Source organism: Streptomyces sp. NPDC045956 (genome assembly GCF_056430705.1).
In genome coordinates this window covers 95,247-120,346 of record NZ_JBWKKZ010000008.1, presented here as the reverse complement: position 1 = coordinate 120,346, position 25,100 = coordinate 95,247, and the positions used below count along the sequence as shown (strand labels likewise).

The following is a 25,100-nucleotide window of genomic DNA, read 5'->3' as shown; positions in this document are numbered from 1 at the left end:
GAGGCGCCCTCTTCTTGTTTCGTTTTTGTGGTGTTTGGGGTTTTTTTTTTTGTTGGGGGGGGGGGGAGGGGAGGGCTTTCTTGTTTTTCTTTTTTTCCCCCCCCCTTGTTGTCCCCGCCTTCTTTCCCCCTGGGCCTTGTTTCCCCCCCCCCTGGCCCCGACGGACTCAGACCCTCAGGGGGCGAGGAGCAACGTCACTTGTTGATGCAGACGTTGCCGAAGGCGGGGTTCAGCAGACCGATCACGGAGATCGTGTTGCCGCAGACGTTCACCGGCACGTGGACGGGCACCTGAACGACGTTGCCGGAGAGGACGCCGGGCGAGTGCACAGCGGCACCCTGGGCACCGGAGTCGGCGACGGCCATGCCGGCGCCCGCGAGAACCAGACCACCGGTGGCAGCCGCGGCGGCGACGACCTTCTTGAACATTGTTCCTCCTAGTTGGCAAAGCGATCCAGGTTGCTGATCGCATCACCTGTAACGAGGAGGGAGTAATGAGGCTACGAGCTTATGAGCGCATTCACCCGTCCCGGGCGCCTCCCGCACGCGCGGCCGAATAGCGCCGGGTGCGGAAGACGCGTTTCTCCGGGCGATTCAGGACGCGTCGATGAAACGGTCGAGCACCCGCACGCCGAACTGCAGTCCCTCCACCGGCACCCGCTCGTCCACCCCGTGGAACATGCCCGCGAAGTCCAGCTCCGGCGGCAGCTTGAGCGGCGCGAAGCCGAAGCCCCGGATGCCGAGGTCGTCGAAGGACTTCGCGTCCGTACCGCCGGAGAGCATGTACGGGATCGCCTTGGCGGCCGGGTCCTCGGCGAGCAGCGCGGACTGCATGGCGTCGACGAGCGCGCCGTCGAAGGTGGTCTCGACGGCCTTGTCGGCGTGCACGTCCTCGCGCCGCACCTTCGGGCCGAGGATCCGGTCGAGATCGGCGAGGAACTCCTCCTCGTGGCCGGGCAGGAACCGGCCGTCGACGTGCGCGGTGGCCTCGCCGGGGATGACGTTGACCTTGTAACCCGCGCCCAGCTGCGTCGGGTTGGCGGTGTTGCTCAGGGTCGCGCCGATGAGCTTGGCGATGCCGCCGAGCTTGGCGAGGGTCCCCTCCATGTTCTCCGGGTCCAGCTCGGTGCCGAGCGCGTCGCCCAGTTCGTCGAGGAAGGCCCGGGTGGTCTTGGTGACCCGGACGGGGAACTGGTGGCGGCCGAGGCGTGCGACGGCCTCCGACAGCTCGGTGATGGCGTTGTCGCGGTGGATCATCGAGCCGTGCCCGGCGGTGCCGGCCACGGTCAGCTTCATCCAGTGCATGCCCTTCTCGGCCGTCTGGATCAGGTAGAGGCGGCGCTGCTCGCTCACCGTGAAGGAGAAGCCGCCCACCTCGCTGATCGCCTCGGTGACGCCCTCGAAGAGGCCGGGGTGCTTGTCGACGAGGTACCGCGCCCCGTACGTCCCGCCGGCCTCCTCGTCCGCGAGGAACGCCAGCACGATGTCGCGCGGCGGCCTGCGCCCGCTGCGCAGCCGGTCGCGGACGACCGCCAGGGTCATCGCGTCCATGTCCTTCATGTCGACCGCGCCGCGCCCCCAGACGCACCCGTCCGCGATCTCGCCGGAGAAGGGGTGGTGGGTCCAGTCGTCCGCGTTGGCCGGGACGACGTCGGTGTGGCCGTGGATGAGCAGTGCGGGCCGGGACGGGTCCTCGCCCTGGATCCGGGCCACCGTGGACGCGCGTCCGGGGTGGGACTCGAAGATCCGCGGTTCGAGTCCGACCTCGGCGAGCTTCTCGGCGACCCACTCGGCCGCCTTGCGCTCGCCCGGGCCCGAGTGGTCCCCGTAGTTGCTGGTGTCGATCCGGATCAGCTCGCGGCAGAGGTCGACGACCTCGTCCTCGCCGGTGACGCTGCTGGCCGTGCCCGAGTCGCTCACGTGGTTCCTCCCGCTGTCACTGCTGGTGTCCCTGCTGGTTTCCCTGCCGGTGGGTCCCTCTCATCCTCCTCCCTGGACCGTCCGGGCCCAAGGAGGGGGTGATCGGCCACCCCGGAAAGCCTGGTAATGTTTACGTCGTCGCCGCGGGCAACGCCCCGCACGACAGACACCTTGTCCGGGTGGCGGAATGGCAGACGCGCTAGCTTGAGGTGCTAGTGCCCTTTATCGGGCGTGGGGGTTCAAGTCCCCCCTCGGACACCAGTGAGGACCCCTGCTCGCCAGGGGTCCTCTGCTTTTCCGGGGTCCGCTCCGACCAGGCACAATGGCCGCCATGACCACCCCCTCCTGCCCGTGCGGGCTGCCCGGTCCGTACGAGAAGTGTTGCGGCCGCTTCCACTCGGGTGCCGCTTCCGCGCCGACCGCCGAGGCCCTGATGCGCTCGCGCTACAGCGCCTTCGTCCGGCTGGACGCGGGTTACCTGCTGCGGACGTGGCATCCGCGGACGCGCCCCGAGCGGCTCGATCTCGACCCGGGTACGCGGTGGGCCGGACTGGAGATCCTCGCCACCGCCGACGGGTCCGCCTTCCACTCCGCCGGGACCGTGACGTTCCGGGCGTCCTACCGCGGTGGGTCGCTGCACGAGCGCAGCCGGTTCGAGCGGGACGGAGGGGCGTGGGTGTACGTGGACGGGGAGTTCCTGGAGTAGTCCGCGTCAGGGCGCCAGGATGTCCAGCTCCTGGAGCGCCCCCACCGTGATCTCCCGGGTCAGCCGCTCGGCGCGCTCGGCGTCCCGGGCGCGCACCGCCTCGGCGACCTGGACGTGCAGGGTGACGGCGGCCGGGTCGGGGTCCTCGAACATCACGTCGTGGTGGGTGCGGCCCGCCAGGACCTCGGCGACGACACCGCCGAGACGCGCGAACATCTCGTTGCCGGAGGCGGTCAGGATGACGCGGTGGAAGGCCACGTCGTGGAAGAGGTACTGCTCCAGCCGGTGGCCGCTCGAGTTCGCGACCATGCCGAGCGCGCACTCGGTCAGCTCGGCGCACTGCTCGGGCGTGGCGAGGCGTGCCGCGAGCCCCGCCGCCACCGGCTCGACCGCCGAGCGCAGCACGGTGAGGGAGCGCAGCTGCCGCGGGCGCTCGGAGCCGGCCAGGCGCCAGCGGATGACCTGCGGGTCGTAGACGTTCCACTCGCACTCGGGCAGGACGGTCACGCCCACGCGGCGGCGCGACTCGACGAGGTGCATGGACTCCAGGACGCGGACCGCCTCGCGCATCACCGAGCGCGACACCTCGAAACGCTGGGCCAGCTCGTCCGTGCGCAAAACGCTGCCCGCGGGGTATTCGCCCGCTGTGATCGCGGGGCCGAGGGTGTCCAGTACGCGGCCGTGCAGCCCTCGGCCCGGTGTGCTCATGCACTCAGCGTACGGGGCAGGTCACGGGAACAAAAAGTCAGACTTATATGTCACAGGCTCTTGAATTTGTCGTACCTAATGGGTTTCAGTTGCGTCGACATCACGTGTCGACGAAGACAGCAGACAGCGAGAGTGCGATGCAGCGACTGCACACCCCCCATGTCGTCGTGGTCATGGGCGTAGCGGGCACCGGGAAGACCACGATCGGTCCCCTGCTCGCGGCCCGCCTCGGCGTTCCCTACGCCGAGGGCGACGACTTCCATCCGCCGGCCAACATCGCCAAGATGACGGCCGGGACCCCGCTCTCCGACGAGGACCGGTGGCCCTGGCTGGACGCCATCGGCGACTGGGCGCACGGGCGGGCGGGACTCGGCGGGGTGGTGAGCAGCTCGGCGTTGAAGCGGTCGTACCGCGACCGGCTGCGGGCCGCCGCTCCCGGGGTCGTCTTCGTGCACCTCACGGGCAGCCGCGAGCTGATCGAGGACCGGATGTCGCACCGGCAGGGGCACTTCATGCCGACGGCCCTGCTCGACTCGCAGTTCGCCACGCTCCAGCCGCTGGAGCCGGACGAGGCGGGGGTCGCGGTGGACGTCGCGGGCTCCCCCGAGGAGATCACCGAACGGGCGGCGACCGCCCTGACCGACCTTCCCGAGCCGGTCCAGTAACCCCTCTCCCCTCTTCGCGGGGTCGTGCCGCCACCCGCGGGCCCGGCCCCGGAGCCCCCCGAACCCCCATCACCGCAAGGAAACCACCGTGACCAGACTCAGCGCCGAGATGCTGGCAGCGGACACCGTCGAGCCCATCACCTCGGCCGGCCACGCCCAGCTGGGCATCGCCGTGCTCCTGGGCATCGCCGTCATCGTCCTGCTCATCACCAAGTTCAAGCTGCATGCCTTCCTGTCGCTGACCATCGGGTCGCTGGCGCTCGGCGCGTTCGCCGGGGCTCCGCTGGACAAGGTCATCACCAGCTTCACCGCCGGGCTCGGCTCCACCGTCGCGGGCGTCGGCGTACTGATCGCGCTCGGCGCGATCCTCGGCAAGATGCTCGCCGACTCGGGCGGCGCCGACCAGATCGTGGACACCATCCTCGCCAAGGCGAGCCCGCGTTCGATGCCGTGGACGATGGTCCTCATCGCCTCCGTCATCGGACTGCCGCTCTTCTTCGAGGTCGGCATAGTCCTGCTGATCCCGGTCGTGCTGATGGTCGCCAAGCGCGGCAACTACTCGCTGATGCGCATCGGCATCCCGGCCCTGGCCGGACTGTCCGTCATGCACGGCCTGGTCCCGCCGCACCCCGGTCCGCTGGTCGCGATCGACGCGCTGGGCGCCAACCTCGGCGTGACGCTCGCGCTGGGCGTCCTGGTCGCCATCCCCACGGTGATCATCGCCGGCCCGGTCTTCTCCAAGTACGCGGCCCGCTGGGTGGACGTCCCGGCTCCCGACCGCATGATCCCGCAGCGCGCCTCGGAGGAGCTGGAGAAGCGCCCCGGTTTCGGTGCCACGCTGGCCACCATCCTGCTGCCGGTCGTGCTGATGCTGGCCAAGGCGCTCGTCGACATCATCGTCGACGACCCGGAGAACCTGGTGCAGCGCACCTTCGACGTGATCGGCAACCCGCTGATCGCCCTGCTCGCGTCCGTGATCGTCGGCATCTTCACACTGCTGCGCCCGGCCGGGTTCGGCAAGGACCGCCTCTCGGGGCTGGTCGAGAAGGGTCTCGCGCCCATCGCGGGCATCCTGCTGATCGTGGGCGCGGGCGGCGGCTTCAAGCAGACGCTGATCGACTCCGGTGTCGGCCAGATGATCCTCGAGATCTCCGAGGACTGGTCCATCCCGGCGCTGCTGCTGGCCTGGCTGATCGCGGTGGCGATCCGGCTGGCGACCGGTTCGGCGACCGTTGCGACCGTCTCGGCGGCCGGTCTGGTCGCACCGCTGGCGGCCGACATGTCGACCACGCACGCGGCCCTGCTGGTCCTGGCCATCGGCGCCGGCTCGCTCTTCTTCAGCCATGTCAACGACGCCGGCTTCTGGCTGGTGAAGGAGTACTTCGGCCTGAACGTCGGCCAGACCATCAAGACCTGGTCCGTCATGGAGACGATCATCTCGGTGGTCGCCGGTGCCCTGGTCCTGCTGTTGTCCCTGATCATCTAGCGCCGCCGGCCCGGAGCCGGCAGAGAGCGGCCGTTCCCCGGAGTGGGGGGGGGGCGGCCGCTGCGCTGTGTGCGGCAGGCCGGGAGGTCCGCCCTGCGCGGGAGGCCGGGGAGCCTCCGGTGCGGCTCAGGAGGACGCGGCCTTGTCCAGCTGGAACGCCTCGTTGCCCTGGCCGATCCGCGCGTGCCGTTCGGGTGCCCGGGCCCGCAGGACCAGGCCCTGCACCAGGCCGGCGAGCGCCGCGAGGCCGATGACGCCGGGCAGCAGCCGGCTCAGGGCGGAACCGGGGCCCGCGCCGACGAGGACGTCGAAGTCCCTGACCGTGTACCCGGCGATGACCAGCAGGGCGAGTCCCGCGACGGTGGAGGTGGCGAGCCGTGCCTTCTGGGCACCGGCGGCGCCGCGGCGGACGAAGAAGGCCACCACGGAGAACGAGGCGGCGGCCATCAGCACGATGACGCCGAAAGCGCCGATGTTGCCGCCCCAGGTGAACAGATGCAGGACGGGCTGGGTCGGGTCGCCGTGGGGCTTGTCGTCGGCGACGGCGAAGCAGATGACCACGACCGCGGACACCGCGGTCTGGAGCAGCGACCCGGTGCCGGGCGCGCCGCTGGAGCCGCTGGTCCGCCCGAAGGCGGCGGGCAGCAGCCCCTCCCGGCCCATGGCGAAGGCGTACCGGGCGACGACGTTGTGGAAGCTGAGCAGGGCGGCGAACATGCCGGTCACGAACAGGATGTGCAGGACGTCGGTGAAGGTGCCGCCCAGCCGGGACTCGGTGAGGAAGAAGAGCAGCCCGGCGCTCTGTTCCTGAGCGGTTGCGACGATCCTGTCGGGGCCGGTGGCGACGGTCAGGGCCCAGCTGCTGAGCGCGAAGAACACCGCGACCCCACCGACTGCCAGGAACATGACACGCGGCACCAGGACATGCGGGCGGCTGGTCTCCTCGGCGTACACGGGTGCCTGCTCGAAGCCGAGGAAGGCGGCGACGCAGAAGCACAGCGCGGTCCCCACGCCCGCCCCGGTCAGGGTGCCCGGGTCGAAGGCGTGCAGCGACAGCCCCTCGGCGCCCGGGTCGGCGACGGCGGCGATGTCGAACACGACCACGAGCGCGACCTCGATCAGCAGCAGCACGCCCAGCACCCGGGCGTTGACGTCGATCTTCAGCCAGCCCAGGGCACCGACCGCGAGCACGGCCAGCAGCGCCGGTATCCACCAGGCGACCTCCAGGTCGGCGTAGGTGGCCAGGAGCCCGGAGACCTCGAAGCCGAGGATGCCGTAGATGCCGACCTGGAGCGCGTTGTAGGCGACCAGCGCCACGAGCGCGGCGGCGGCGCCGGCGGTGCCGCCGAGCCCGCGGGAGATGTACGCGTAGAAGGCCCCGGCGTTGTGGACGTGCCGGCTCATCTCGGCGTACCCGACGCTGAAGAGGATCAGCACCACGCCCAGGAGCACGAAGAGCAGCGGCTGCCCCACGATGCCCATCACCGCGAAGGTGGTGGGCATGACGCCCGCGACCACCATCAGCGGGGCGGTGGCGGCGAGGACGGAGAGCAGCAGGCCCCCCGTGCCCAGCCGGTCGGCGCGCAGCGCCCGCTCCTGCCCCTTGAAGGTGCTGATGGCGGCTCCGCTCGCGGATCGGCTCGTGCTCGAACTGCCCCTGGTCATCGCAGGACGTCCTTCTTTCGTGTGCGTCGGGGGGTCAGGCCGTGCCCAGCGCCCTGGCACGGGCGGCACGGAAGGCCGGGTAGGGGTCGCGGTCCGGATACGACCACGGGGCGGGCGTGACGTGCTCGCCGATGCGGTGGAAGAGGGCGGCGGCCTCGGCGCCCCGGCCCTCGCAGCTCTTGGCGTGCGCGAGGAAGTTGAGGTCGATCAGGCGGCGGGGATGGCCGTCCTGCTCCCACTCCAGCCACCAGTCGAAGGCGGCCTTCATCACGAGCCGGGCGCGCCGGCCGACCCAGTGGCCGGAGGCGCTCGGGTGGGCGGAGCCGTGGCCGGCGGCGGCCAGCACGCGGTAGCGCTCGGCGTGTGCGACGACCGGGAGGACTGCCAGCGGGGAGTCCGCGGGGGCCTGCTCGGCGGCCCAGTTCGCGAAGTCGTACACCTCGTGCAGCGGGTCCGCCTCGCCGTCGCCCACGCGTTCGGCGAGCCGGGCCACCATCAGGTGGTGGGCGTGGTGGTGGTCGGCGTACCGGCCGCGCACCGCCTCGAAGACGCGTATGACGGCGTCGTCCACGCCCAGCGAGCGCTCCAGGACGAGCAGTCCGAGCCAGGGGGTGGGGTCGCCGGGGACGAGCGCGGCCGCGTCCCGGCACGCCTGCCGTGCCCGGTCCGCCTTCTCCTTGCCGCGCAGGGCGCGGTGGACCAGGGCGAAGGCGAGCAGGACCGAGGCGTCGGCCGAGTCCGGTTCGGCGAGGAGCCACTCGCGGACCCAGGCGGCGCAGTAGGGCTCCTTGGCGAGGACGGACACCCGGTGCCCCCGGCGGTCCCAGTCGTCGCCCGTGTGGACCAGCAGGGAACGCGCGGACTGCCAGCGCCCCTGGGCCAGCGCGGCCCGGGCGGCGACGAGTTCGGCGTCGTCGAGGGCCTCGTCGAAGGCCTGGGCGGCGCGCCCTCGGCCGCGGCCGAGGGGAGGCGGAGGTGGGGACACCGCGGGAACTTCCTCACGCGACGCGGTAGGTCGTCGTAGCCGGTCTGCCATGGACTGATCACGCACAGCAAACCGGCCGCCACGGCTTGACGTCAAGGGGAACCGAGCCGTTACACGCGTCAACTCGCTTATTGAAAAGGGGACTTGTCGGTCGGCATCCCCCGCCCTTCCACCCGGATGCGGCTCCCGCCCGGCACCCCGTGCGCGCCCGCACCGGAGCCGGCCTACGCGCCGGTGGCCCGAAACGACGACCGACGTACGTTCCTCGGCGACGGGCCGCGGACCGACACCGGGGCCCTCGCCCGGCAGGCGGGCGGCCTCGCGGCGGGTCGTGACCGGCATCGTCCCGCCGGGCCTGCATCCCGCGATGCCGCGAGGCACGGGCGCCCGACCGGCGCGCACCGGACCTGCACCGGCGCCGACCACGCGGCGCTGCTTGGATGGAGGCATGAGCGCTGCTGACGAGATCCTCGACATCGTCGACGGGAACGACCGGGTCGTCGGGCAGGCCCGGCGGGGCGAGGTGTACACGCGGGGACTGCGCCACCGCTGCGTGTTCGTGTACGCCCGGGACCCCGGGGGCCGCGTCTTCGTCCACCGCCGCACACCGACGAAGCTGGTGTTCCCGTCCCTGTACGACATGTTCGTGGGCGGTGTGGTGGGCGCGGGTGAGTCCTACGACGACGCGGCGCTGCGGGAGGCCCGGGAGGAACTGGGGGTGACCCGGCTCCCCCGCCCGGAGCACCTCTTCACGTTCCTCTACGACGACGGTGCCGGCCGGAGCTGGTGGTCGGCGGTGTACGAGGTGCGCTGCGAGGGGCCGGTCGCCCCGCAGGCGGAGGAGGTCGCCTGGCACGACTTCCTGACGGAGGCGGAGGTGGAGCGCCGGCTCCGGGAGTGGGAGTGGGTGCCGGACGGTCTGGCGGCGTACGAGCGGCTGCGCGCCCGGCGCGCCTGACGCCCCGCCCTCCCCATGCGCTCCCCGGCTCCCGCCCTCCCGTCGTGGGTGCGGGTGCCTCCGGCGGTCGGGCGGGGTGCCCGCGGCGGCGCCCGCCCGGCACCCGCCGGATAGGCTCGCCAAGTGATCGAATTCGTGCGGAACGTCCGGCTCTGGTTCGCCCCCGAGGAGGTCCGGCAGGAGGGCGGCACCCCCGACTACCGCTTCTCGCTGGCCAACGAGCGCACCTTCCTGGCCTGGCTGCGCACGGCCCTCGCCCTGATCGGCGGCGGTTTCGCGGTGGACCAGTTCCTGCCCGACCTGCGCTGGGGCTGGCGGGTGGGGCTCGCCCTCGCCCTGCTCGCCGCCGGCGTGCTCTGCTCGCTGCGCGCCGTGAACCACTGGGTGCGCTGCGAGCGGGCCATGCGCCGCGGCGAGGACCTCCCGGTCTCCCGCTTCCCGGCGCTGCTCGGTCTGGTGGTCGCCGTGGTCGCCCTGGTCATGGTCGTCGTGGTCCTCGTCGGCTGGGAAGGCTGAGCGTGAGCACCCGGGACCCGGGCCTCCAGCCCGAACGCACCCGGCTCGCCTGGCGCCGCACGACCCTGTCGGGCACCGTCGTCGCCGTACTCGCCGCGAAGGCCGCCCTGCACGGGGGCGCGACCCCGGCCTCGGTGGTCGCCGCCGCCCTGTGCTGCGCCGTGTGGACGGCCTTCCTGCGCCTCGCCCACGTCCGCATCCGCACCCTCGCCGCGACCAGCCGGCCCCGCGCGCTGACCCCGCCCTCGGCCGCGGCGGCGGCCCTGTGCACGGTCGCGCTCGCGGTGTGCGGCGCCTTCCTCGTCCTCTAGCTCCCGGCGCCCTCGGCTCCCGGCCCGGACCCGTGCGTCACCGCGGCTCCTCCCGGTCCACCGTGACCACGATCTTCCCCCGCGTCCGGCCCTCCTGGTTCCGCCGGTGGGCGTCCGCCGCCCGCTCCAGCGGGAAGGTCTCCGACACGTGCACGCTCACCACCCCCTGCTCCGCCAGCTCGGTCAGCCGCAGCAGGTCCCCCGCGTCGGGCCGTACGAAGCAGTACCGCCCGCCGTGGTCGACGACGTCCGCGTCGGCGATCGACGCCAGGCGGCCCCCGGCCGCCAGCAGCTCGGCCGAGGTCCTCAGCGTCTCGCCGCCGACCGTGTCGAACACCGCGTCCACGCCCTCGGGCGCCAGCCCCCGCACCCGCTCCGCCAGCCCCTCCCCGTACGCGACCGGTTCCCCGCCCAGCCCCCGCACGAAGTCGTGGTTGTGTTCGCTCGCCGTGCCGATGACCCGCGCCCCGGCGTGCCGGCCCAGCTGGACGGCGATCGAGCCCACCCCGCCCGCCGCGGCGTGCACGAGCACGGTGTCGCCCCGGCCGACGCCGAGCGCCCCGTTCATCACCTGGTACGCGGTCAGCCCGGTCAGCGGCAGCCCGGCCGCCTCCTCCCAGCTGAGGTTGCGCGGCTTGCGCGCGAGGGTGCGCACGGGCGCCGCCACGTACTCGGCGAAGGTCCCCCGGGAGAGGAAGTCCTCGCGGACGTAGCCGATGACCTCGTCCCCGGCCGCGAACTCCGTGACGGCCGCCCCGGGCCGCACCACGACCCCCGCGACGTCCCACCCGGGCACCACCGGGAAGACGGGCTGGAGGACCGCGTCGAGGTGTCCGTCCCGGCACTTCCAGTCGACGGGGTTGACGGCGGCGGCCCGCACCTCCACGAGCACCGAGTCGGGGCCCACCCGCGGATCGCGGACCTCCCCGTACTCCAGCGCCTCGGGACCGCCGTACTGTGCGTAACTGATCGCCTTCATGGCTCCGACCCTCCGGGGTACCCGGGCACCACGCAACCCACATGTCCGCATATGCACCCTTAAGGTGAGCGCCATGACCACACTCCACCAGGAACACACGGCCCACGAGCACGACCACGGCCCGGCCTGCGGGCACGACGAGGTGCCGCACGGCGACCACGTCGACTACGCGCACGACGGGCATCTGCACCGCGCCCACAGCGGCCACTGGGACGAGTGCGAGCCCGCCGGGCACACCGCGCACGGGAGCCACGAGCACCGCCACGACGAGAACTGCGGGCACGCGCGCGTGCGCCACGGCGACCACGTCGACTACCTCCACGACGGCCACCGGCACGCCGCGCACGACGGCCACTGGGACGACCACTGACCGACGGGCAGTACGCCGCCCCCGGGCACCCACGGACCGGCGGTCCCCCGCGAGCAGGGCGCGGGGGGCCGCCGGTCCGCCGTGGCACCGATCACGTTCCGTCCTCCCACTGGACGGCATACCGACTGGTCGGCATCATGACTCGGGTACTGTTCGCCTGCCCGTAGGAGCGATGATGAGCCCCGACCACCCGCCCGGACTCGATCTCGACCGGCTGCGCGGCCTGCTCGATCGCGAGCGGCCCGGCCTGGTGACCGGCCCGCTGTCCGGCCGGCTGATCGAGGGCGGACGGTCGAACCTCACCTACGCGGTCTCGGACGGCACCGCGCGCTGGGTCGTACGGCGCCCCCCGCTCGGCCACGTCCTGGCCACCGCGCACGACATGAAGCGCGAGCACCGCGTGATCAGCGCGCTGCACCCGACGAACGTGCCGGTGCCGCGGACCCTCCTCCTCTGCGAGGACGAGGAGGTCCTCGGGGCGCCGTTCTACGTCATGGAGTTCGTCGAGGGCACCCCGTACCGCACCGCCGACCAGCTCGCCCCGCTCGGACCCGAGCGCACCCGCTCCGCCGTGCTGAACCTGGTAGACACACTCGTCGAACTGCACGCGGTGGACCCCGCCGAGGTGGGCCTCGCGGACTTCGGCCGCCCCGAGGGCTTCCTCGACCGGCAGCTGCGCCGCTGGTCCAAGCAGCTGGACGCCTCCCGCAACCGCGACCTGGCCGGCATCGACGAACTGCACGCCACCCTGGGCCGGGAGCTGCCCGCCTCCCCGGCCCCGGCGGTCGTGCACGGCGACTACCGCCTCGACAACGTGCTGATCGGCGGCGACGACGAGATCAAGGCGATCCTCGACTGGGAGATGTCCACCCTCGGCGACCCGCTCACCGACCTCGGCCTGCTGGTGATGTACAGCATGCCGCTCGGCATGCCCGACTCGCCGGTCTCCACCACCGCCCAGGCCCCCGGCCACCCCGCCCCGTCCGAGCTGATCGAGCGGTACGCCGCGCGCTCGGGGCGCGACGTGTCCGCCGTGGCCTGGTACACGGCCTTCGCCTGGTTCAAGCTCGCCGTGATCCTGGAGGGCATCCACTACCGCTACACGCTGGGCCAGACGGTCGGCCGCGGCTTCGACCGCATCGGCGATCTCGTCCCCGTCTTCATCGAGCACGGCCTGACCACCCTTCAGAAGGGCTGACCCGTCATGGACTTCGCGTACGACGCACGCACCGAGGAACTCCGCGCCAGGCTGCTCGCCTTCATGGACGAGTACGTCTATCCGGCCGAGCCGGTCGCCCACGAGCAGCGCGCCCGCCTCGCCTCCCCGTGGGACACCCCGCAGGTCGTCGAGGACCTCAAGGCCGAGGCCCGCCGCCAGGGCCTGTGGAACCTCTTCCTGCCCGACGCCGAGCACGGCGCGGGCCTCACCAACCTCCAGTACGCCCCGCTCGCCGAGATCACCGGCCGCAGCCCGCAGCTGGCGCCGACGGCGGTGAACTGCGCGGCGCCGGACACCGGCAACATGGAGGTGCTCGCCCAGTTCGCCGACGAGACGCAGCGGAAGCAGTGGCTCCAGCCGCTGCTCGCCGGCGAGATCCGCTCGGCCTTCGCGATGACCGAGCCGGACGTGGCCTCCTCGGACGCCACGAACATCACCACGCACATCGAGCGGGACGGCGACGAGTACGTCGTCACGGGCAAGAAGTGGTACATCTCCGGGGCGATGAACCCGGACTGCCGGATCTTCATCGTGATGGGCAAGACCGACCCGGGCGGCGAGGACATCCGCCGCCAGCAGTCGATGGTGCTGGTCCCCCGCGACACGCCCGGCGTCACCGTCGACCGGGCCATGCAGGTCTTCGGCTACGAGGACCACTACCACGGCGGCCACGCCGAGGTGACCTTCGACCACGCGCGCGTGCCGGTGGCGAACCTGATCGGCGAGGAGGGCGGCGGCTTCGCCATCGCCCAGGCCCGCCTCGGACCGGGCCGCATCCACCACTGCATGCGGCTGATCGGCATGGCGGAGCGCGCGATCGAGCTGATGTGCCGCCGGGCGGTGGACCGTACCGCGTTCGGCAAGGCGCTGGCCCAGCAGGGCGTGGTGCAGAACTGGATCGCGGACGCGCGGGTCACCGTGGAGCAGCTGCGGCTCCTCGTGCTGAAGACGGCGTGGCTGATGGACACCGTCGGCAACCGGGGCGCGCACACCGAGATCCAGGCCATCAAGATCGCCACGCCGCGCGCGGTGGTCGACATCATCGACCGGGCCATCCAGCTGCACGGCGCGGGCGGCGTGAGCCAGGACTTCCCGCTGGCCGAGCTGTACGCGGGTGCCCGGACGCTGATGATCGCCGACGGTCCGGACGAGGTGCACCAGCGCTCGCTGGCCCGCCGGGAGATCAAGAAGTACCTCTGAACGGGACGGCGCCCCCCGGGACCCGGGGGGCGTCACCTCAGGGGCGCAGCGCGCGCAGCAGCAGGTCGGCCAGGTGGTCGGCCACCTCCTGCGGGGTGAGCGGTCCGTCGGGGCGGTACCAGGTGGACAGGTGGTGGACCGAGCCGAAGTGGTAGTCCACCACCAGCGAGGCCGGTGCCTCCTTGGTGAAGACGCCGGTCTGCTGGCCCTCCTCGATGAGCGCGCGGAAGCGTTCGTGGTAGCGCCGGCGCTCCGCGCGCACCTGCTTGTTCTTCTCCGGGCTCAGCTGGTGCATGGAGCGGAAGAAGATCGACGCGTCGTCGAGGTTGTCGATGGTGGTGACGACGACGTCGGCCGCCGCGTCCCGCACCCGCTTCTCGACGGGGTCGTCGGAGGCCGCGAAGGCGTCCAGGCGTTCCTGCTGGAGGCGCAGCACGCGCGCGTAGACCTCGTGCAGCAGGTCGTCCTTGGAGCCGAAGTAGTGGTACAGGGCCCCCTTGGTGACGCCGGCCGCCTCCACGATCTCCTGTACCGAGGTGCGGTCGTAGCCCTGCTCGGCGAAGAGCCGGGTGGCGGCGGCCAGGAGCCGCTGCGGCACCGGAGTGCCGTCCCCGTCCGTGGTCCTGGGCACTGCCGTCACCTGCCTTTCCGTTTTCAGTGTCCGTTCACTGTCCGTCCTGGTGCGTTCGGGAACGCAGTTCCCGACGGAGGATCTTCCCACTCGCCGTCTTCGGCAGCTCGGGCAGGATCTCCACCTGGCGCGGGTACTTGTACGCGGCCAGTTTCTCCTCGCAGTACGCGGCGAGTGCCGCCGGGTCCGCCTCGGCACCCGGACGGAGGCTGATGTACGCCTTGACGGTCTCGCCGCGGTACCCGTCGGGCACGCCGACGACGGCGGCCTCGCGTACCGCCGGGTGGGTGTAGAGCACGTCCTCGACCTCGCGCGGCCAGACCTTGAAGCCGGAGGCGTTGATCATGTCCTTCTTGCGGTCGACGACGTAGAGCCACCCCTGGGCGTCCATGAAGCCGATGTCCCCGGTGCGCAGCTCGCCGCCGGGGAAGGTCTCGGCGGTGGCGTCGGGGCGGCGCCAGTAGCCGGGGACGACCTGGGGGCCGCTCACGACGATCTCGCCCTGCTCGCCGAAGGGCACCTCGGCGCCCTCCTCGTCGACGATCCGGACGACGGTCTCGGGGCCGGGCACGCCGACGGCGAGGGTCCCGGAGACCGGGTCGACGGGCGCTTCCAGGTGGGGCGGTACGGAGGCGCAGGGGGCCGTGCACTCGGTCAGCCCGTAGCCGTTGCGGATGTACGGTCCGAAGCCGGCCCGGAACTTGTCGACCAGGGCGGGCGGCAGCGGGGCGCCGCCGGAGGAGATGTTCGCGAAGGACGCGAAGTGCTCGCGGGTCACCGACGGGTGGGCGGCCAGCGCCATGAACGCGGTGGACGGGCCGACCGTGTAGTGCGGCCGGTGCTCCGCGAGGGCGTCCAGCACGACGCCCGCCTCGAAGCGGTAGGCCAGCACGAGCGTGCCCGCGCTGTTCAGGCAGGCGCCGAACTCGCAGACCATGCCGGTGATGTGGAACAGCGGCGCCAGCGCGAAGTAGACCGGCGCCTCGGGCAGGCCGAGCCCGGTGCGCTGGCGCTCGGCGTTGTACATGATGTTGCGGTGCGTGTTGGTGGCGCCCTTGGGCGTGCCGCTGGTGCCCGAGGTGTAGCTGATGAGGGCGGTGTCGGCGGGGCTCGGGTCGCGTCCCTCGGGGGCCTGGTGGCCGCCGCGGGCCACCTCCGCGAGGTCGTCGGCGTCGGCGGCCCGCGGCAGCCGCTCGAAGGTCAGGACGCGCTCGTCCCGGCGGCTCTGGAAGTCCAGCTCGCAGCCGGTGAGCACGATCCGCACCGGCGAGTCGGCGGCCGTCCGGCGCAGGTACGACTCCCAGGCCCGGTCGGAGCAGATCAGGGCGGCCACCTCGCCGTCCCGCAGGACGTGCCCGACCTCCCCCGCCTTGTACATGGGGTTGACGGGCACGACCACCGCGCCGGCCTTCCAGGCCCCCAAAACCGCGAGCACGAAGTGCGGCGAGTTCTGCAACAGGACCGCGACCCGGTCGCCGCGCTCCAGGCCGCGTGCGGCGAGGTGCCCGGCGACGGAGTCGCTCAGCTCGTCCACCTCGCGGTAGCTGAGGCGGCCGTCGAAGTAGGCGAGGAAGGTCCGGTCGGGGGCGGCGGCCGCGGCCCGGCGCAGGGCGTGCACCAGGGAGGGCTCCGGGCTCAGCGGCGCCTTCTGGGCATCGGTCAGCAGGTCCAGCCAGGGCTTGGCCGCGTAACGGGAGCCGGTCATCGGGCCGCCGCCTCCTCCCACTGCCGCTGGAGCCTGTTCATGCCGTGCAGCCAGCGGTCCGGCTCGACGGCGCGGGCCTTGTAGTACTCGGCGACCTCGGGGTGCGGCAGGATCAGGAACCGGTCCTCCTCGATGCCCCGGAAGAGGGCGTCCGCGACGTCCTCGGGCTCGATGGCGGTCGGGGCGAGCACCAGGTCGCCGGCGCTGCCGCTCGCGGTGAGCATGTCGGTGCGCACGCCCTGCGGGCAGATGGCGTGGACCTTGACGCCGCGGTGGCGGTACGTCAGGGAGAGCCACTCGGCGAAGGCGTAGGCGCCGTGCTTGGTGACGCTGTAGGGGGCGGCACCGATCATGGTGAGCAGTCCGGCGGCGGAGACGGTGGAGACGAAACGGCCGCTGCCGCGCTCCAGCCAGTCCGGGATGAGTTCGTGCGCCGCCCGCACGTGCGCCATCACGTTGACGTCCCAGGCGAGCGCCCAGACGGTCTCGTCGGCCGCCTCGGTGCCCCCGGAGCCGACGCCCGCGTTGGCGCAGTACACGTCGACCCTGCCGTCCAGCGCCTCACGCGCCGCGGAGACGATCGACGAGGCGTCGCCCGGGACGGCGACGGCGCCGATCTCGTCGGCCACGGCCTTCGCCCGGTCGGCGTCCAGGTCGTTGACGACGACCCTGGCCCCCTCGGCCGCGAAGCGGCGGGCCAGCGCGGCACCGATGCCGCCTCCCGCCCCGGTGACCACGACTCCGGCATCCTGCACGGCTTCCACCATCGGTCTCCTTCGACACGGCTCGGGCACTGCTGGCTCCCCGTTGCAGCGCCAGACTAACCAGTCGGTATGTGCGGCGGAAGGGGCGAACCGCGGTCCGGTCCGTTCCGCCGGGCACTCGGCGCGGGTTAGCGTGCGTGCGCATGACACCCGCCGCGATCACGGAGGTCACCGCATGACGCTGTCCAGACGGTCCCTGCTCGCCACCACGGCCGCGGTCGCGGCCACCACCGGAGCCGCCGCGACCGGCACGGCGCAGGCGGCGCCCGGGGGGCACGGCGGCCGCCGGCTCCGTACCGGCTTCGAGCGCCTCGCCGACGACGGCTACGCCCTGCTCGACGGGCAGCGGGTCGGCGTCGTCACCAACCCGACCGGCATCACCCGGGACGTACGCCACATCGTCGACGTCATGCACGCCGACGACCGGGTGGACCTCACGGCCGTCTTCGGCCCCGAGCACGGGTTCCGGGGCACCGCGCAGGCGGGCGGTTCCGAGGGCCGGTACGACGACCCCGCGACCGGGCTGCCGGTCTACGACACGTACCTGAAGAGCGGGCAGCCGCTGGCGGACGTCTTCACCGCGTCCGGCGTGGACACCGTCGTCTTCGACATCCAGGACGCGGGCGCGCGCTTCTACACGTACATCTGGACGCTGTACGACTGCATGGAGGCGGCCCGGCTCGCGGGGAAGCGGTTCGTGGTCCTGGACCGGCCCAACCCGGTGACCGGGCGGGCGGCCCTCGGGCCGGTGCTGCACGAGGAGTTCGCGACCTTCGTCGGCCGCAAGCCCATCGCCCAGGCGCACGGGATGACGGTGGCCGAACTGGCGCGGCTGTTCAACGGCGAGTTCCTCGCCTCGCCGGTGCCGCTGGAGACCGTGGCGATGTCGGGCTGGCGGCGCTCGGATTTCTACGACGCCTCCGGGCTGCCCTGGGTGCCGCCGAGCCCCAACATGCCGACGCCGGAGTGCGCGCTGGTGTACTCGGGGACGTGCCTGTTCGAGGGCACGAACCTGTCCGAGGGGCGCGGCACCACCCGGCCCTTCGAACTGCTCGGGGCCGAGGGGATCGACGGGAGCTGGGCCGCCGCCGCGAACGAGCTGGGGCTGCCCGGGGTGCGGTTCCGCGAGGCGTACTTCGCGCCCACCTTCTCCAAGTTCCAGGGGAAGACGGTCGGGGGCGTGCAGCTCCACGTGCACGACCGGGCCGCCCTGGACCCGGTGCGCACCGGGATCGCGCTGCTGGTGACGGCGAAGCGGAGCTGGGACGGCTTCGCCTGGCGGCCGGACAACTGGATCGACAAGCTCACCGGCTCCACCCAGGTCCGGACCATGATCGACGCCGGTGCGGACACCGACGAGGTGGTGGGCGGCTGGGAGAGGGAACTGGCGGCGTTCCGAAGGACGCGCCGCCATTACCTGCTCTACAGGTGACCGCGGGGCCGGCTCCACAGGTGACCGCAGGTGACCGCGGGGCCGGCCGGTCGGGTCACCGGTGGGACGTGAACTCCACGACCTGCTGGTAGGTCGGACGGTTCTGCCAGCCGATCCCGCCGTGCTTGATGCCTCCCAGGGTGCGGTGGATCACGGAGTCGGCGCACCACTGGTCGCCCGCCGAGCAGTGGTCGTCGCCGGGGTAGACCTGGGCGGCGGTGCGGCCCGCCGCCTCCTTCAGGGTGGTGACCAGGGTGTCCCGGCAGGCGGCGAGGTCGCCGCCCCCGCAGTACGCGCGCGCGAGGGGTCCCTTCACGGGCTCGCCGAGCACGGCCCGGACGTCCTTGTCGACATAGCTCCACCAGCCGTACTGGAAGGCGCTGCCGGCGTGCGCGCCGGTCGGGCCGTGGGCGGCGGACGGGGCCTCGTCCACGGGGATGCTCCGGGTGATGGCGGTGTACAGCTCGCTGCCGAGGCCGGGTTCGAACGCGGCCTTCACCAGCAGCGGCCACCAGGCGTCCAGCGTGCGGATCGCGTCGGCATGGGCGTACTTCCTGGAACCGGCCGACGTCTCCGTACGCAGGGCGCCCGCCCCGGTCCATGCCCGCAGGCCGTCCACGGCCGCCTTGGCCGCGGGGTCGGTCACCGGCGCGGAGTCGATCACCTTGAGCAGGTCGGGCAGGACGGCCTCGGCCCGCAGGTCGGCGAGGCCCGCCTCGGCCATCGCCCGCACCAGCGCGGCCCGGGTGACACCGCCCTCGGCGACCAGCTTCCGCACCCGCTCGTCGAGGAGGTTGCCGCGGTGGACGGAGCCGTTGCCCCAGGGGGCGGTGGTGTAGTCCTTCGCCAGCTTGTTGTTCCAGGAGACGTAGTAGTCCTGGTCGACCGAGCGGGGGTGGGCGGACGCGGGCGTGTAGCGGGCGGTGTTGGCGGCCGGGTCCCAGTCGGCCCACTCGTGGGACGGGCGCGCCCACACCGGGAAGTCGGCGTCGACGCCGGTCGCCCGTACCGGGTTGTCGCCGCTGTTGTAGTACGCGGTGCGCTCGGAGTCGGCGTAGAACCAGTTGAAGGTGTAGTTGATGTTCTGGACGGCGCTCTGGAAGCGCTCGGGACCGGTCAGGTAGTCCGGGTCGTTCAGCATCTGGAAGCCGATGATCGAGTCGGCCTCGTGCAGGTACGAGGAGCGCAGCGAGGTGTAGGCGACCTTCTTGCCGCCGACGGTGGCGCGGTACTCGACCGGGCCGTACTTCGTGCGCCAGACCCGCATCGTGTAGGAGCCGGCCGCGGTGGAGTCGGCGACGGTCGGTTTCCAGGCGTTCTTGCGCTCGATCTTCTCCATCGGCGTGCAGGTGCCGCGGTACAGGTAGTGGTGGTCGTCCTGGCACAGCTCGACGGCGTAGGTGTCGATGATGTCCTGGCCGGAGGTGGTCGCGCTCCACGCGTAGTCCTGGCCGCGGCCCAGTTCCACGTACATGCTCAGGCCGGCGAAGGAGGCGCCGCGGGCGCTGATGCCGGGCCCCTGGATCTCCTGGAGCATCAGGAGCTGCGGGGCGAAGTAGCCGGTCTGCGGGCCGAAGACGGCGACCGGGTGACCGCTCGCGGTGTGCTCGCCGCTGACGACGAGGGCGTTGGACATGCCGCGCCGGGCCGAGGTGACGGCCGTGTCCGCCGCCGTCGCCGAGGCGCCGGCCGCGTCCGGGCCGGCCGCGCTGCCCGTGCGGTCGTGCACGAGCGGCTCGGAGGTCACCGAGCCGGCGTCGGGCAGGGCCCGGCCCTGGGGGGCGTCCGGCTTGGGCAGGTACGGGAAGCTGCCGTCCTGCTGGGTGAGGAGGGCCTCGGGGTCGTTGCGCTGGCGGAAGGACTCCCAGACCTTCGTCCCCTCGGCGACGCCGTGCTTCTCCTGGGCGGCGAGCAGGGAGAGGGCGTTGTTGACCTCGCCGCCGCCGCCCGAGCCGAAGAGGGAGCCGATCACGGAGGCCAGGGCGATCAGGTCGGTGCGCTTGAAGCGCTCGATGGTGCCCGCGTTGGTGAGGGCGTTCTTGTGGCCGGTCAGGACGTACTCGCCGGGGAAGTAGCGTCCCTTGTCGGAGGCGTCGATGTAGGCGTTGATGCCGGCGACGTAGGCGTCCACGTCGGCCAGGGCCAGCTCGCCGCGCTCGCCGGCCTTGGCGGCGGCGCTGAGGATCTGTGCCTCCAGGTCGGCCTCGGTGTACGGGGCGCTGCGCCAGAACTGCTGCTCCAGGCCCTGGTTGGCGGGGGCGCCGCCGGCGAAGGGCGTCAACTGGCCGCGTCCCACGTGCCGGAAGAGGTCCATCAGCCACAGCCGGTCCTGCGCGGCCGCGTACCCGGCCCCGAACTCGGTGCCGTAGCGGGTGGTGCCGGTGATGTGCGGCACCCCCGTCCTCTTGTCGCGGACGATGGTCACGTCATCGCGCCCGGCGGGGCGGACGGTGGAGGCGACCTGGCCGGCCGGGACGCCGAACGAGGCGTCGTTGAAGAACGTGTTGATCTTGTCGTTGGTGAGGCCGGAGTAGCCGGTGGCGAGGTTCGCGTAGGGCCCGAGCTGGTCCTCGGCGTGGGCCGGCTGGGTGCCGAAGGCCTGGTTGAGGAGGATCTGGGCGAGGGTGGCGTTGCCGTTCTGTCCGGGCGGCAGGATGTCGGAACACTGGCCGCCGCAGTGGTCGTTCGCCGCTGCCGCGGTCGCCGGTTGCGTGGTCCTTTCCGGGGCCGGGTCCGTTCCGGCGGCCATCGCGGGGGAAAGCGGTGACAGAAGACCGGCGATGAGGGCGCATACGGAAGCGCCCTTCAGGAACCCGTGGAGGCCGCGGGGAGTTCTCAGTCTGTCGAGGGCGTTGCGTGGGGTGCGCCGTGGCATGGCAGCTCCTCCCGACGGGGGTGGTGGCGGGACGTTACCGCCGGTATCGCCGACTTGGAAGATGAACATGCGTCACTTTTTGGAGTGGGTGGATCGGCTGATGAGGGGCATCGGAAATCGGATGGAGCCGAATCGCGTGTCGATACGTCTATTCGGCGACGTCCGTACGACGACGCCGAAGTGACCGAAGTGCAGGTGCAGGTGTGACGGAGGTGCAGGGCGATGGCCGGTTTCCGAAGTCTGGCGAGACAGGTCCGCGATCCACGGTGCGACCTGGCGCTGCGGCGCTATTCACTGCGCAAGTGTCTTGAGCGGTTCGCCCCCTACGGGCACAGGGCGACCTGGGACCATCTGTGCTCCCGGGCCGGGTTCGGCCCCGAGGACCGCTCTCCCGAACCGGCGCGGCTCGTGGCCGCACTGGAGGAGCTGGAGGCGGCGCGCTCGGTGTGGCTGGCCTACGAGGGCGAGTTCGCCGAGCGACGCAGGAAGGAGAAGCACGACGGGCTGCGCAGGCCGGGCAGCGTGGACGACTGGCACCGGCTGACCTGGGGCGGATTCGGGGTCGCCTGGTGCGACGACCCCCGCGTCCACCCCGACGGACCGCTGGCCGAGGTGCTGCGGAACCTCATCTCCGCGCTGGAGCGCGCACCCGGGTCCGTGTGCCCGGTGTGCGACGGGGAGCGTCTCGTCTGGAAGTACGACCTGGATCACGAGCCCTCGACCGGGCCCGTCTGCACGGACTGCGGAATACTCGTCCCGCGGCCCGTCCTCACCCCCGACGCGCTGGCGGACGCCCGCCGGGGGCGACTGCTGATGTCGGCGTAGCCGACCGGGGGTGCGCAGGGGATGCCGCACCCCCGACGGACCGCGGAGAGCCGCGGGCGACGCGTGTCGTCGCCGGCGCCGGGCACCATGGGGAGATGGTGCAGGTGTGCGCGAACGGCAGCAGGGCGGGCGTCGACGGGGCGGTGGTGCCGCTGTCCCCGGAGGCGGTCGCCGAGTCCGTGGCCGCGGCGGTCACCGCGGGGGCCACGGACGTCCACGTCCACCCCAAGACGCCGTGCGGGCGCGACTCGCTGTCGCCCCGGGTGCTCGCGGCCACCCTGGACGCGGTACGGGCACGGGTACCGGTCCCGGTCGGCGTCACCACGGGCGCCTGGGCCGAACCCGATCCGGCCGTCCGCGCGGCGCGGGTGCGCAGCTGGACGGTCCTGCCCGACCACGCCTCCGTCAACTGGCACGAGCCCGGCGCCGAGCAGGTCGCCGCGGCGCTGATCGAGCGCGGGGTGGGCGTGGAGGCCGGCCTCTGGTCGGGCACGGACGGTCCGGCCCTGTTCCGGCGCTCGCCCCTCGCACCGCGGGTGCTGCGCGTACTGGCCGAGGTCACCGACACCGACCCGGCGACCGCCCGGGAGACGGCGCGCGAGCTGCTGTCCGCCGTCGGCACGGCCCACGGACGCCCGGTCCTGCTCCACGGCGAGGAGGCCGGCACCTGGCCGGTCCTGCGCCTGGCCGGCCGCCTCGGTCTGGCGACCCGCGTCGGTCTGGAGGACACCCTGTGCCTCTCGGACGGCCGGCGGGCCGCGTCCAACGCCGAGCTGGTCACCGCGGGGCTGGCCGAGTGGGCGTCGGCCCGGCGGAGCGGACGGGCCTGAGGTCCCGGCTCCGCAGGGGCGGTCCGGGGCGGGCCTTGCGTCGCGCGACCGTACCGTCGCCGTGCGGCCCCGGGAGCGGGCGAGCACCTCCCCGGTGACGCGCCGTCAGGCAGGGGCGCGGACGGCGGCCCTGCCCGACCTCAGTCGCAGCACTCCGCCTGCGCGCGACGCCCGCGCCGCGTGCCGCCGCCCCGGGTGACGGGGTCCCGGCGCTCCACCAACAGGCGGGAGCCGGTGCCGCGTTGGCCGAAGGCGTCGTCGGGGTTGGACAGGACGCAGGTGTCCAGGGACAGGCAGCCGCAGCCGATGCAGTCGGTGAGGTGGTCGCGGAGCCGGTTCAGCTGCTTGATGCGCTCGTCCAGTTCGGAACGCCAGGACTCGGAGAGCCGGGCCCAGTCCTCCTCGGTGGGCGTGCGCTCCTCGGGCAGCTCGGCGAGCGCCTCGCGGATCGTGGCGAGCGGGATGCCCACGCGCTGCGCCGCGCGCACGAAGGCCACCCGGCGCAGCGTGTCACGGCTGAAGCGGCGCTGGTTGCCCGAGGTGCGGCGACTGCTGATCAGGCCCTTGGCCTCGTAGAAGTGCAGGGCGGAGACGGCGGCGCCGCTGCGCGCGGCGAGCTGGCCGACCGTGAGCTCGTGGATCTTCTCGGGAATCTGGGGCACTCCCCCAACCCTACCGACCCCGCCACGTCGCCGGTCCGTTGACATGGGCTCCGCGGGCGACCATGCTAAGCAGTCGCTTAGAGTCGCGGGAACAGGTCGAGCGAGCAGAGAGGCCGGGACATGGCAGAGCCCAGGATCTTCACATCCACCGACGAGGTGAAGGCGGCAGTCGGCGAGCAACTGGGGTACACCGACTGGCTGGAGGTCGACCAGAAGCGGATCGACCTCTTCGCGGAGGCGACCGGCGACCATCAGTGGATCCACGTGGACCCGGAGAAGGCCGCCGCGGGCCCGTTCGGCACCACCATCGCGCACGGCTACCTCACCCTGTCGCTGCTGCCGCTCTTCGGACCGCAGCTCATCCGGGTCGAGGGCGTGACGATGGGCGTCAACTACGGCACCAACAAGGTGCGCTTCCCCTCCCCCGTCCCGGTCGGCTCGCGGCTGCGCGCCACGGCGACGATCACCGGCGTCGAGGACGTCAAGGGAGGGATCCAGGTGACCGTCGCCTTCACCGTGGAACGCGAGGGCGGCGACAAGCCCGTGTGCGTCGCCGAGTCCGTCTCGCGCTACTACGTCTGAGCGGCGCCCGGCGCCCGGGCCCCCACCATCCGCAGTACGAGGTCGGCGTAGAGCGCGCCGACCTCGTCGGGCGTGCGGGGCCCGTTGACGTTGAACCAGCGGGCCACGTCGATGCAGAGCGAGAGCACGGCCAGCGTCGTGCCCTTGACGTCCGGCACGTCGAACTCGCCCGACAGCACACCGTCGTCGATGATGCCGCGCACGGCGGCGTCGCACTGCCGGCGCAGCGCGAGGATCTCGTCACGGGCCTCGGGTCCGAGCGCGTCCAGCTCGTACTGGACGACCCGCGCGGTGGTGCGCCGTCCGGCGTGCCAGCGTACGAAGGAGCTGACCGCGTCGGCGAGCCGCTCGGCGGCGTTCCCCTCGCCCTGGGCCGCGGCGCGCAGGATGGCGACCGCCCGGGCGTGGCCGATCCGGCTGATGCGGTGGAGGAGCTCCTCCTTGGTCTTGTAGTGGATGTAGAGCGCGGCCGGGCTCATGCCGGCCCGCCCGGCGATGTCGCGGGTCGTGGTCGCGTGGTACCCGCGCTCCGCGAAAGCCTCCACCGCGGCGACCAGGAGCCGCCGGGCCGCGTCCGGGGTGACCTCTTCCCACGGCTCGGTCTCGCCGCCCGTCTTCTCGGCCGCCGTACTCATCGCTTGTTCGCCCCTCTCGGTGACAGGAGCACCACCATACCGCCGAAGCTGAGCGGTCGCTTAGGGGCGCTGCTGTGCCGGGGTGCCGCCCGGCTTCTGGAAGGGGTCGTGCTCGACGAGGATCTTGTCCAGCCGCGCCTGGTCCACCCGGCTCACGATCTGCCCCACCTCCTGGCGGTCCCGGATGATCTTGGCCAGGGTGAAGGCCGAGGTGACCAGGTACAGGACGGCTATGGCGAGGAAGGCGCGCACCCAGGGGTCGGCCTCGAGCTGGTAGATGCCGATGGCGGTGGCGGCCATGGCGACCGAGAACGACGCGACGGCCTGACCGTAGAAGGCCGCCGTGCTCTGCTGCTTGACCGATGTGTCATTCATGGGAACAGGATCGGCGGACGCGGCCCCGGCCACATCCGCCCGCGTACTCAGCCCCGGTACTCAGGGCCGGGGCTCAGGGCCTGGGGCCCGGAGTCCG

26 protein-coding genes and 1 tRNA gene are annotated in these 25,100 nt (G+C 72.4%); 14 read left to right on the top strand and 13 right to left on the bottom strand.

Annotation, left to right across the window (positions count from 1 at the left end):
• Nucleotides 1-194 precede the first annotated feature (194 nt).
• Both chpH and AC07FV_RS21995 read right to left on the bottom strand, forming a co-directional pair.
• Entirely contained in the window at nt 195-428 is a 234-nt protein-coding gene (gene chpH, locus AC07FV_RS22000; RefSeq protein ID WP_053128361.1) for a chaplin ChpH, read from the bottom strand.
• 165 nt (nt 429-593) lie between these two features.
• A complete protein-coding gene (locus AC07FV_RS21995) occupies nt 594-1,919 on the bottom strand; it encodes a M20/M25/M40 family metallo-hydrolase (RefSeq protein WP_479089035.1) in 1,326 nt (441 codons plus the stop codon).
• A gap of 173 nt (nt 1,920-2,092) precedes the next feature.
• Here AC07FV_RS21995 and AC07FV_RS21990 point away from each other — a divergent pair.
• Nucleotides 2,093-2,180: transfer RNA gene (locus tag AC07FV_RS21990), tRNA-Leu, on the top strand.
• A gap of 70 nt (nt 2,181-2,250) precedes the next feature.
• Nucleotides 2,251-2,625: a YchJ family protein gene (locus AC07FV_RS21985; RefSeq protein ID WP_479089034.1), complete on the top strand. Its 375-nt coding sequence runs from the start codon at nt 2,251-2,253 to the stop codon at nt 2,623-2,625.
• Nucleotides 2,626-2,631: 6 nt separating this feature from the next.
• On the opposite strand, the gene AC07FV_RS21980 is transcribed toward AC07FV_RS21985, so the two are convergent.
• Nucleotides 2,632-3,333, bottom strand: a complete 702-nt coding sequence (locus tag AC07FV_RS21980; protein ID WP_053128367.1) for a FadR/GntR family transcriptional regulator — start codon at nt 3,331-3,333, stop codon at nt 2,632-2,634.
• Nucleotides 3,334-3,470: 137 nt separating this feature from the next.
• Between AC07FV_RS21980 and AC07FV_RS21975 the strand changes: the two genes are divergently transcribed.
• The gene (locus AC07FV_RS21975) at nt 3,471-3,998 is read left to right on the top strand and encodes a gluconokinase (RefSeq protein WP_479089033.1); all 528 of its coding nucleotides are present in this window, start codon (nt 3,471-3,473) and stop codon (nt 3,996-3,998) included.
• A gap of 88 nt (nt 3,999-4,086) precedes the next feature.
• Complete coding sequence (locus tag AC07FV_RS21970) at nt 4,087-5,484, top strand: GntP family permease (RefSeq protein ID WP_479089032.1); 1,398 nt, start codon at nt 4,087-4,089, stop codon at nt 5,482-5,484.
• 126 nt (nt 5,485-5,610) lie between these two features.
• On the opposite strand, the gene AC07FV_RS21965 is transcribed toward AC07FV_RS21970, so the two are convergent.
• Both AC07FV_RS21965 and AC07FV_RS21960 read right to left on the bottom strand, forming a co-directional pair.
• A complete protein-coding gene (locus AC07FV_RS21965) occupies nt 5,611-7,149 on the bottom strand; it encodes an APC family permease (protein ID WP_479089031.1) in 1,539 nt (512 codons plus the stop codon).
• 34 nt (nt 7,150-7,183) lie between these two features.
• Entirely contained in the window at nt 7,184-8,134 is a 951-nt protein-coding gene (locus AC07FV_RS21960) for a tetratricopeptide repeat protein (protein WP_479089030.1), read from the bottom strand.
• 448 nt (nt 8,135-8,582) lie between these two features.
• Here AC07FV_RS21960 and AC07FV_RS21955 point away from each other — a divergent pair, with 448 nt between their 5' ends.
• From AC07FV_RS21955 to AC07FV_RS21945, 3 genes are all read left to right on the top strand, one after another.
• Nucleotides 8,583-9,092 carry an NUDIX hydrolase gene (locus tag AC07FV_RS21955; protein WP_479089029.1) on the top strand — a complete coding sequence of 170 codons (510 nt, stop codon included), beginning with the start codon at nt 8,583-8,585 and terminating at the stop codon, nt 9,090-9,092.
• Between the two features lie 123 nt (nt 9,093-9,215).
• The gene (locus tag AC07FV_RS21950) at nt 9,216-9,608 is read left to right on the top strand and encodes a YidH family protein (RefSeq protein ID WP_479021077.1); all 393 of its coding nucleotides are present in this window, start codon (nt 9,216-9,218) and stop codon (nt 9,606-9,608) included.
• Nucleotides 9,605-9,919, top strand: a complete 315-nt coding sequence (locus tag AC07FV_RS21945) for a DUF202 domain-containing protein (protein ID WP_479089252.1) — start codon at nt 9,605-9,607, stop codon at nt 9,917-9,919. The genes AC07FV_RS21950 and AC07FV_RS21945 overlap by 4 nt, the downstream gene beginning before the upstream one ends.
• 37 nt (nt 9,920-9,956) lie before the next feature.
• Here AC07FV_RS21945 and AC07FV_RS21940 read toward each other — a convergent pair whose 3' ends face one another.
• Nucleotides 9,957-10,898 carry an NADP-dependent oxidoreductase gene (locus AC07FV_RS21940; RefSeq protein ID WP_479089028.1) on the bottom strand — a complete coding sequence of 314 codons (942 nt, stop codon included), beginning with the start codon at nt 10,896-10,898 and terminating at the stop codon, nt 9,957-9,959.
• 73 nt (nt 10,899-10,971) lie between these two features.
• On the opposite strand from AC07FV_RS21940, the gene AC07FV_RS21935 reads away from it, so the two are divergent.
• From AC07FV_RS21935 to AC07FV_RS21925, 3 genes are all read left to right on the top strand, one after another.
• Nucleotides 10,972-11,268, top strand: coding sequence for a hypothetical protein (locus AC07FV_RS21935; protein WP_356606014.1), 297 nt, complete (start codon nt 10,972-10,974; stop codon nt 11,266-11,268).
• Nucleotides 11,269-11,443: 175 nt separating this feature from the next.
• Nucleotides 11,444-12,466, top strand: coding sequence for a phosphotransferase family protein (locus AC07FV_RS21930; RefSeq protein ID WP_479089027.1), 1,023 nt, complete (start codon nt 11,444-11,446; stop codon nt 12,464-12,466).
• Between the two features lie 6 nt (nt 12,467-12,472).
• Nucleotides 12,473-13,687, top strand: a complete 1,215-nt coding sequence (locus AC07FV_RS21925; protein WP_479089026.1) for an acyl-CoA dehydrogenase family protein — start codon at nt 12,473-12,475, stop codon at nt 13,685-13,687.
• Between the two features lie 37 nt (nt 13,688-13,724).
• On the opposite strand, the gene AC07FV_RS21920 is transcribed toward AC07FV_RS21925, so the two are convergent.
• The 3 genes from AC07FV_RS21920 to AC07FV_RS21910 are packed head-to-tail and all read right to left on the bottom strand — an operon-like array spanning nt 13,725 to nt 16,790.
• Entirely contained in the window at nt 13,725-14,318 is a 594-nt protein-coding gene (locus tag AC07FV_RS21920; protein ID WP_479089025.1) for a TetR/AcrR family transcriptional regulator, read from the bottom strand.
• A gap of 34 nt (nt 14,319-14,352) precedes the next feature.
• The gene (locus AC07FV_RS21915; RefSeq protein WP_479089024.1) at nt 14,353-16,023 is read right to left on the bottom strand and encodes a class I adenylate-forming enzyme family protein; all 1,671 of its coding nucleotides are present in this window, start codon (nt 16,021-16,023) and stop codon (nt 14,353-14,355) included.
• On the bottom strand, nt 16,020-16,790 hold the full coding sequence (locus AC07FV_RS21910; protein ID WP_479089023.1) for an SDR family oxidoreductase: 771 nt from the start codon (nt 16,788-16,790) through the stop codon (nt 16,020-16,022). The genes AC07FV_RS21915 and AC07FV_RS21910 overlap by 4 nt, the downstream gene beginning before the upstream one ends.
• A 172-nt stretch (nt 16,791-16,962) precedes the next feature.
• Here AC07FV_RS21910 and AC07FV_RS21905 point away from each other — a divergent pair, with 172 nt between their 5' ends.
• Entirely contained in the window at nt 16,963-18,219 is a 1,257-nt protein-coding gene (locus AC07FV_RS21905) for an exo-beta-N-acetylmuramidase NamZ family protein (protein WP_479089022.1), read from the top strand.
• A 55-nt stretch (nt 18,220-18,274) separates the two neighbouring features.
• Here the strand turns inward: AC07FV_RS21905 and AC07FV_RS21900 are convergent, their stop codons facing one another.
• Nucleotides 18,275-21,094, bottom strand: coding sequence for a penicillin acylase family protein (locus AC07FV_RS21900; RefSeq protein ID WP_479089021.1), 2,820 nt, complete (start codon nt 21,092-21,094; stop codon nt 18,275-18,277).
• Between the two features lie 222 nt (nt 21,095-21,316).
• On the opposite strand from AC07FV_RS21900, the gene AC07FV_RS21895 reads away from it, so the two are divergent.
• Both AC07FV_RS21895 and AC07FV_RS21890 read left to right on the top strand, forming a co-directional pair.
• A complete protein-coding gene (locus tag AC07FV_RS21895) occupies nt 21,317-21,919 on the top strand; it encodes a hypothetical protein (protein ID WP_356606030.1) in 603 nt (200 codons plus the stop codon).
• Between the two features lie 95 nt (nt 21,920-22,014).
• On the top strand, nt 22,015-22,749 hold the full coding sequence (locus AC07FV_RS21890; protein ID WP_479089020.1) for a 3-keto-5-aminohexanoate cleavage protein: 735 nt from the start codon (nt 22,015-22,017) through the stop codon (nt 22,747-22,749).
• Between the two features lie 140 nt (nt 22,750-22,889).
• On the opposite strand, the gene soxR is transcribed toward AC07FV_RS21890, so the two are convergent.
• The gene (gene soxR / locus AC07FV_RS21885) at nt 22,890-23,411 is read right to left on the bottom strand and encodes a redox-sensitive transcriptional activator SoxR (RefSeq protein WP_479089019.1); all 522 of its coding nucleotides are present in this window, start codon (nt 23,409-23,411) and stop codon (nt 22,890-22,892) included.
• A 120-nt stretch (nt 23,412-23,531) separates the two neighbouring features.
• Between soxR and AC07FV_RS21880 the strand changes: the two genes are divergently transcribed.
• Nucleotides 23,532-23,993 carry a MaoC family dehydratase gene (locus AC07FV_RS21880; protein WP_383648606.1) on the top strand — a complete coding sequence of 154 codons (462 nt, stop codon included), beginning with the start codon at nt 23,532-23,534 and terminating at the stop codon, nt 23,991-23,993.
• On the opposite strand, the gene AC07FV_RS21875 is transcribed toward AC07FV_RS21880, so the two are convergent.
• Together AC07FV_RS21875 and AC07FV_RS21870 are read right to left on the bottom strand one after the other, a co-directional pair.
• Entirely contained in the window at nt 23,984-24,628 is a 645-nt protein-coding gene (locus tag AC07FV_RS21875) for a TetR/AcrR family transcriptional regulator (protein ID WP_479089018.1), read from the bottom strand. The two genes, AC07FV_RS21880 and AC07FV_RS21875, sit on opposite strands and share 10 nt — an antisense overlap.
• Nucleotides 24,629-24,688: 60 nt before the next feature.
• The gene (locus AC07FV_RS21870; protein WP_053128400.1) at nt 24,689-25,003 is read right to left on the bottom strand and encodes a YiaA/YiaB family inner membrane protein; all 315 of its coding nucleotides are present in this window, start codon (nt 25,001-25,003) and stop codon (nt 24,689-24,691) included.
• Nucleotides 25,004-25,100: the final 97 nt, after the last annotated feature.

Coding starts and splice junctions, on each gene's coding strand:
- AC07FV_RS21895 (WP_356606030.1), top strand. CDS start 21,317: ATGGCCGGTTTCCGAAGTCTGGCGAGACAGGTCCGCGATCCACGGTGC.
- AC07FV_RS21980 (WP_053128367.1), bottom strand. CDS start 3,333: ATGAGCACACCGGGCCGAGGGCTGCACGGCCGCGTACTGGACACCCTC.
- AC07FV_RS21915 (WP_479089024.1), bottom strand. CDS start 16,023: ATGACCGGCTCCCGTTACGCGGCCAAGCCCTGGCTGGACCTGCTGACC.
- AC07FV_RS21910 (WP_479089023.1), bottom strand. CDS start 16,790: ATGGTGGAAGCCGTGCAGGATGCCGGAGTCGTGGTCACCGGGGCGGGA.
- AC07FV_RS21955 (WP_479089029.1), top strand. CDS start 8,583: ATGAGCGCTGCTGACGAGATCCTCGACATCGTCGACGGGAACGACCGG.
- AC07FV_RS21880 (WP_383648606.1), top strand. CDS start 23,532: ATGGCAGAGCCCAGGATCTTCACATCCACCGACGAGGTGAAGGCGGCA.
- AC07FV_RS21925 (WP_479089026.1), top strand. CDS start 12,473: ATGGACTTCGCGTACGACGCACGCACCGAGGAACTCCGCGCCAGGCTG.
- AC07FV_RS21900 (WP_479089021.1), bottom strand. CDS start 21,094: ATGCCACGGCGCACCCCACGCAACGCCCTCGACAGACTGAGAACTCCC.
- AC07FV_RS21975 (WP_479089033.1), top strand. CDS start 3,471: ATGCAGCGACTGCACACCCCCCATGTCGTCGTGGTCATGGGCGTAGCG.
- AC07FV_RS21875 (WP_479089018.1), bottom strand. CDS start 24,628: ATGAGTACGGCGGCCGAGAAGACGGGCGGCGAGACCGAGCCGTGGGAA.
- AC07FV_RS21870 (WP_053128400.1), bottom strand. CDS start 25,003: ATGAATGACACATCGGTCAAGCAGCAGAGCACGGCGGCCTTCTACGGT.
- AC07FV_RS21890 (WP_479089020.1), top strand. CDS start 22,015: ATGGTGCAGGTGTGCGCGAACGGCAGCAGGGCGGGCGTCGACGGGGCG.
- AC07FV_RS21940 (WP_479089028.1), bottom strand. CDS start 10,898: ATGAAGGCGATCAGTTACGCACAGTACGGCGGTCCCGAGGCGCTGGAG.
- AC07FV_RS21905 (WP_479089022.1), top strand. CDS start 16,963: ATGACGCTGTCCAGACGGTCCCTGCTCGCCACCACGGCCGCGGTCGCG.
- AC07FV_RS21930 (WP_479089027.1), top strand. CDS start 11,444: ATGAGCCCCGACCACCCGCCCGGACTCGATCTCGACCGGCTGCGCGGC.
- AC07FV_RS21985 (WP_479089034.1), top strand. CDS start 2,251: ATGACCACCCCCTCCTGCCCGTGCGGGCTGCCCGGTCCGTACGAGAAG.
- AC07FV_RS21935 (WP_356606014.1), top strand. CDS start 10,972: ATGACCACACTCCACCAGGAACACACGGCCCACGAGCACGACCACGGC.
- AC07FV_RS21965 (WP_479089031.1), bottom strand. CDS start 7,149: ATGACCAGGGGCAGTTCGAGCACGAGCCGATCCGCGAGCGGAGCCGCC.
- chpH (WP_053128361.1), bottom strand. CDS start 428: ATGTTCAAGAAGGTCGTCGCCGCCGCGGCTGCCACCGGTGGTCTGGTT.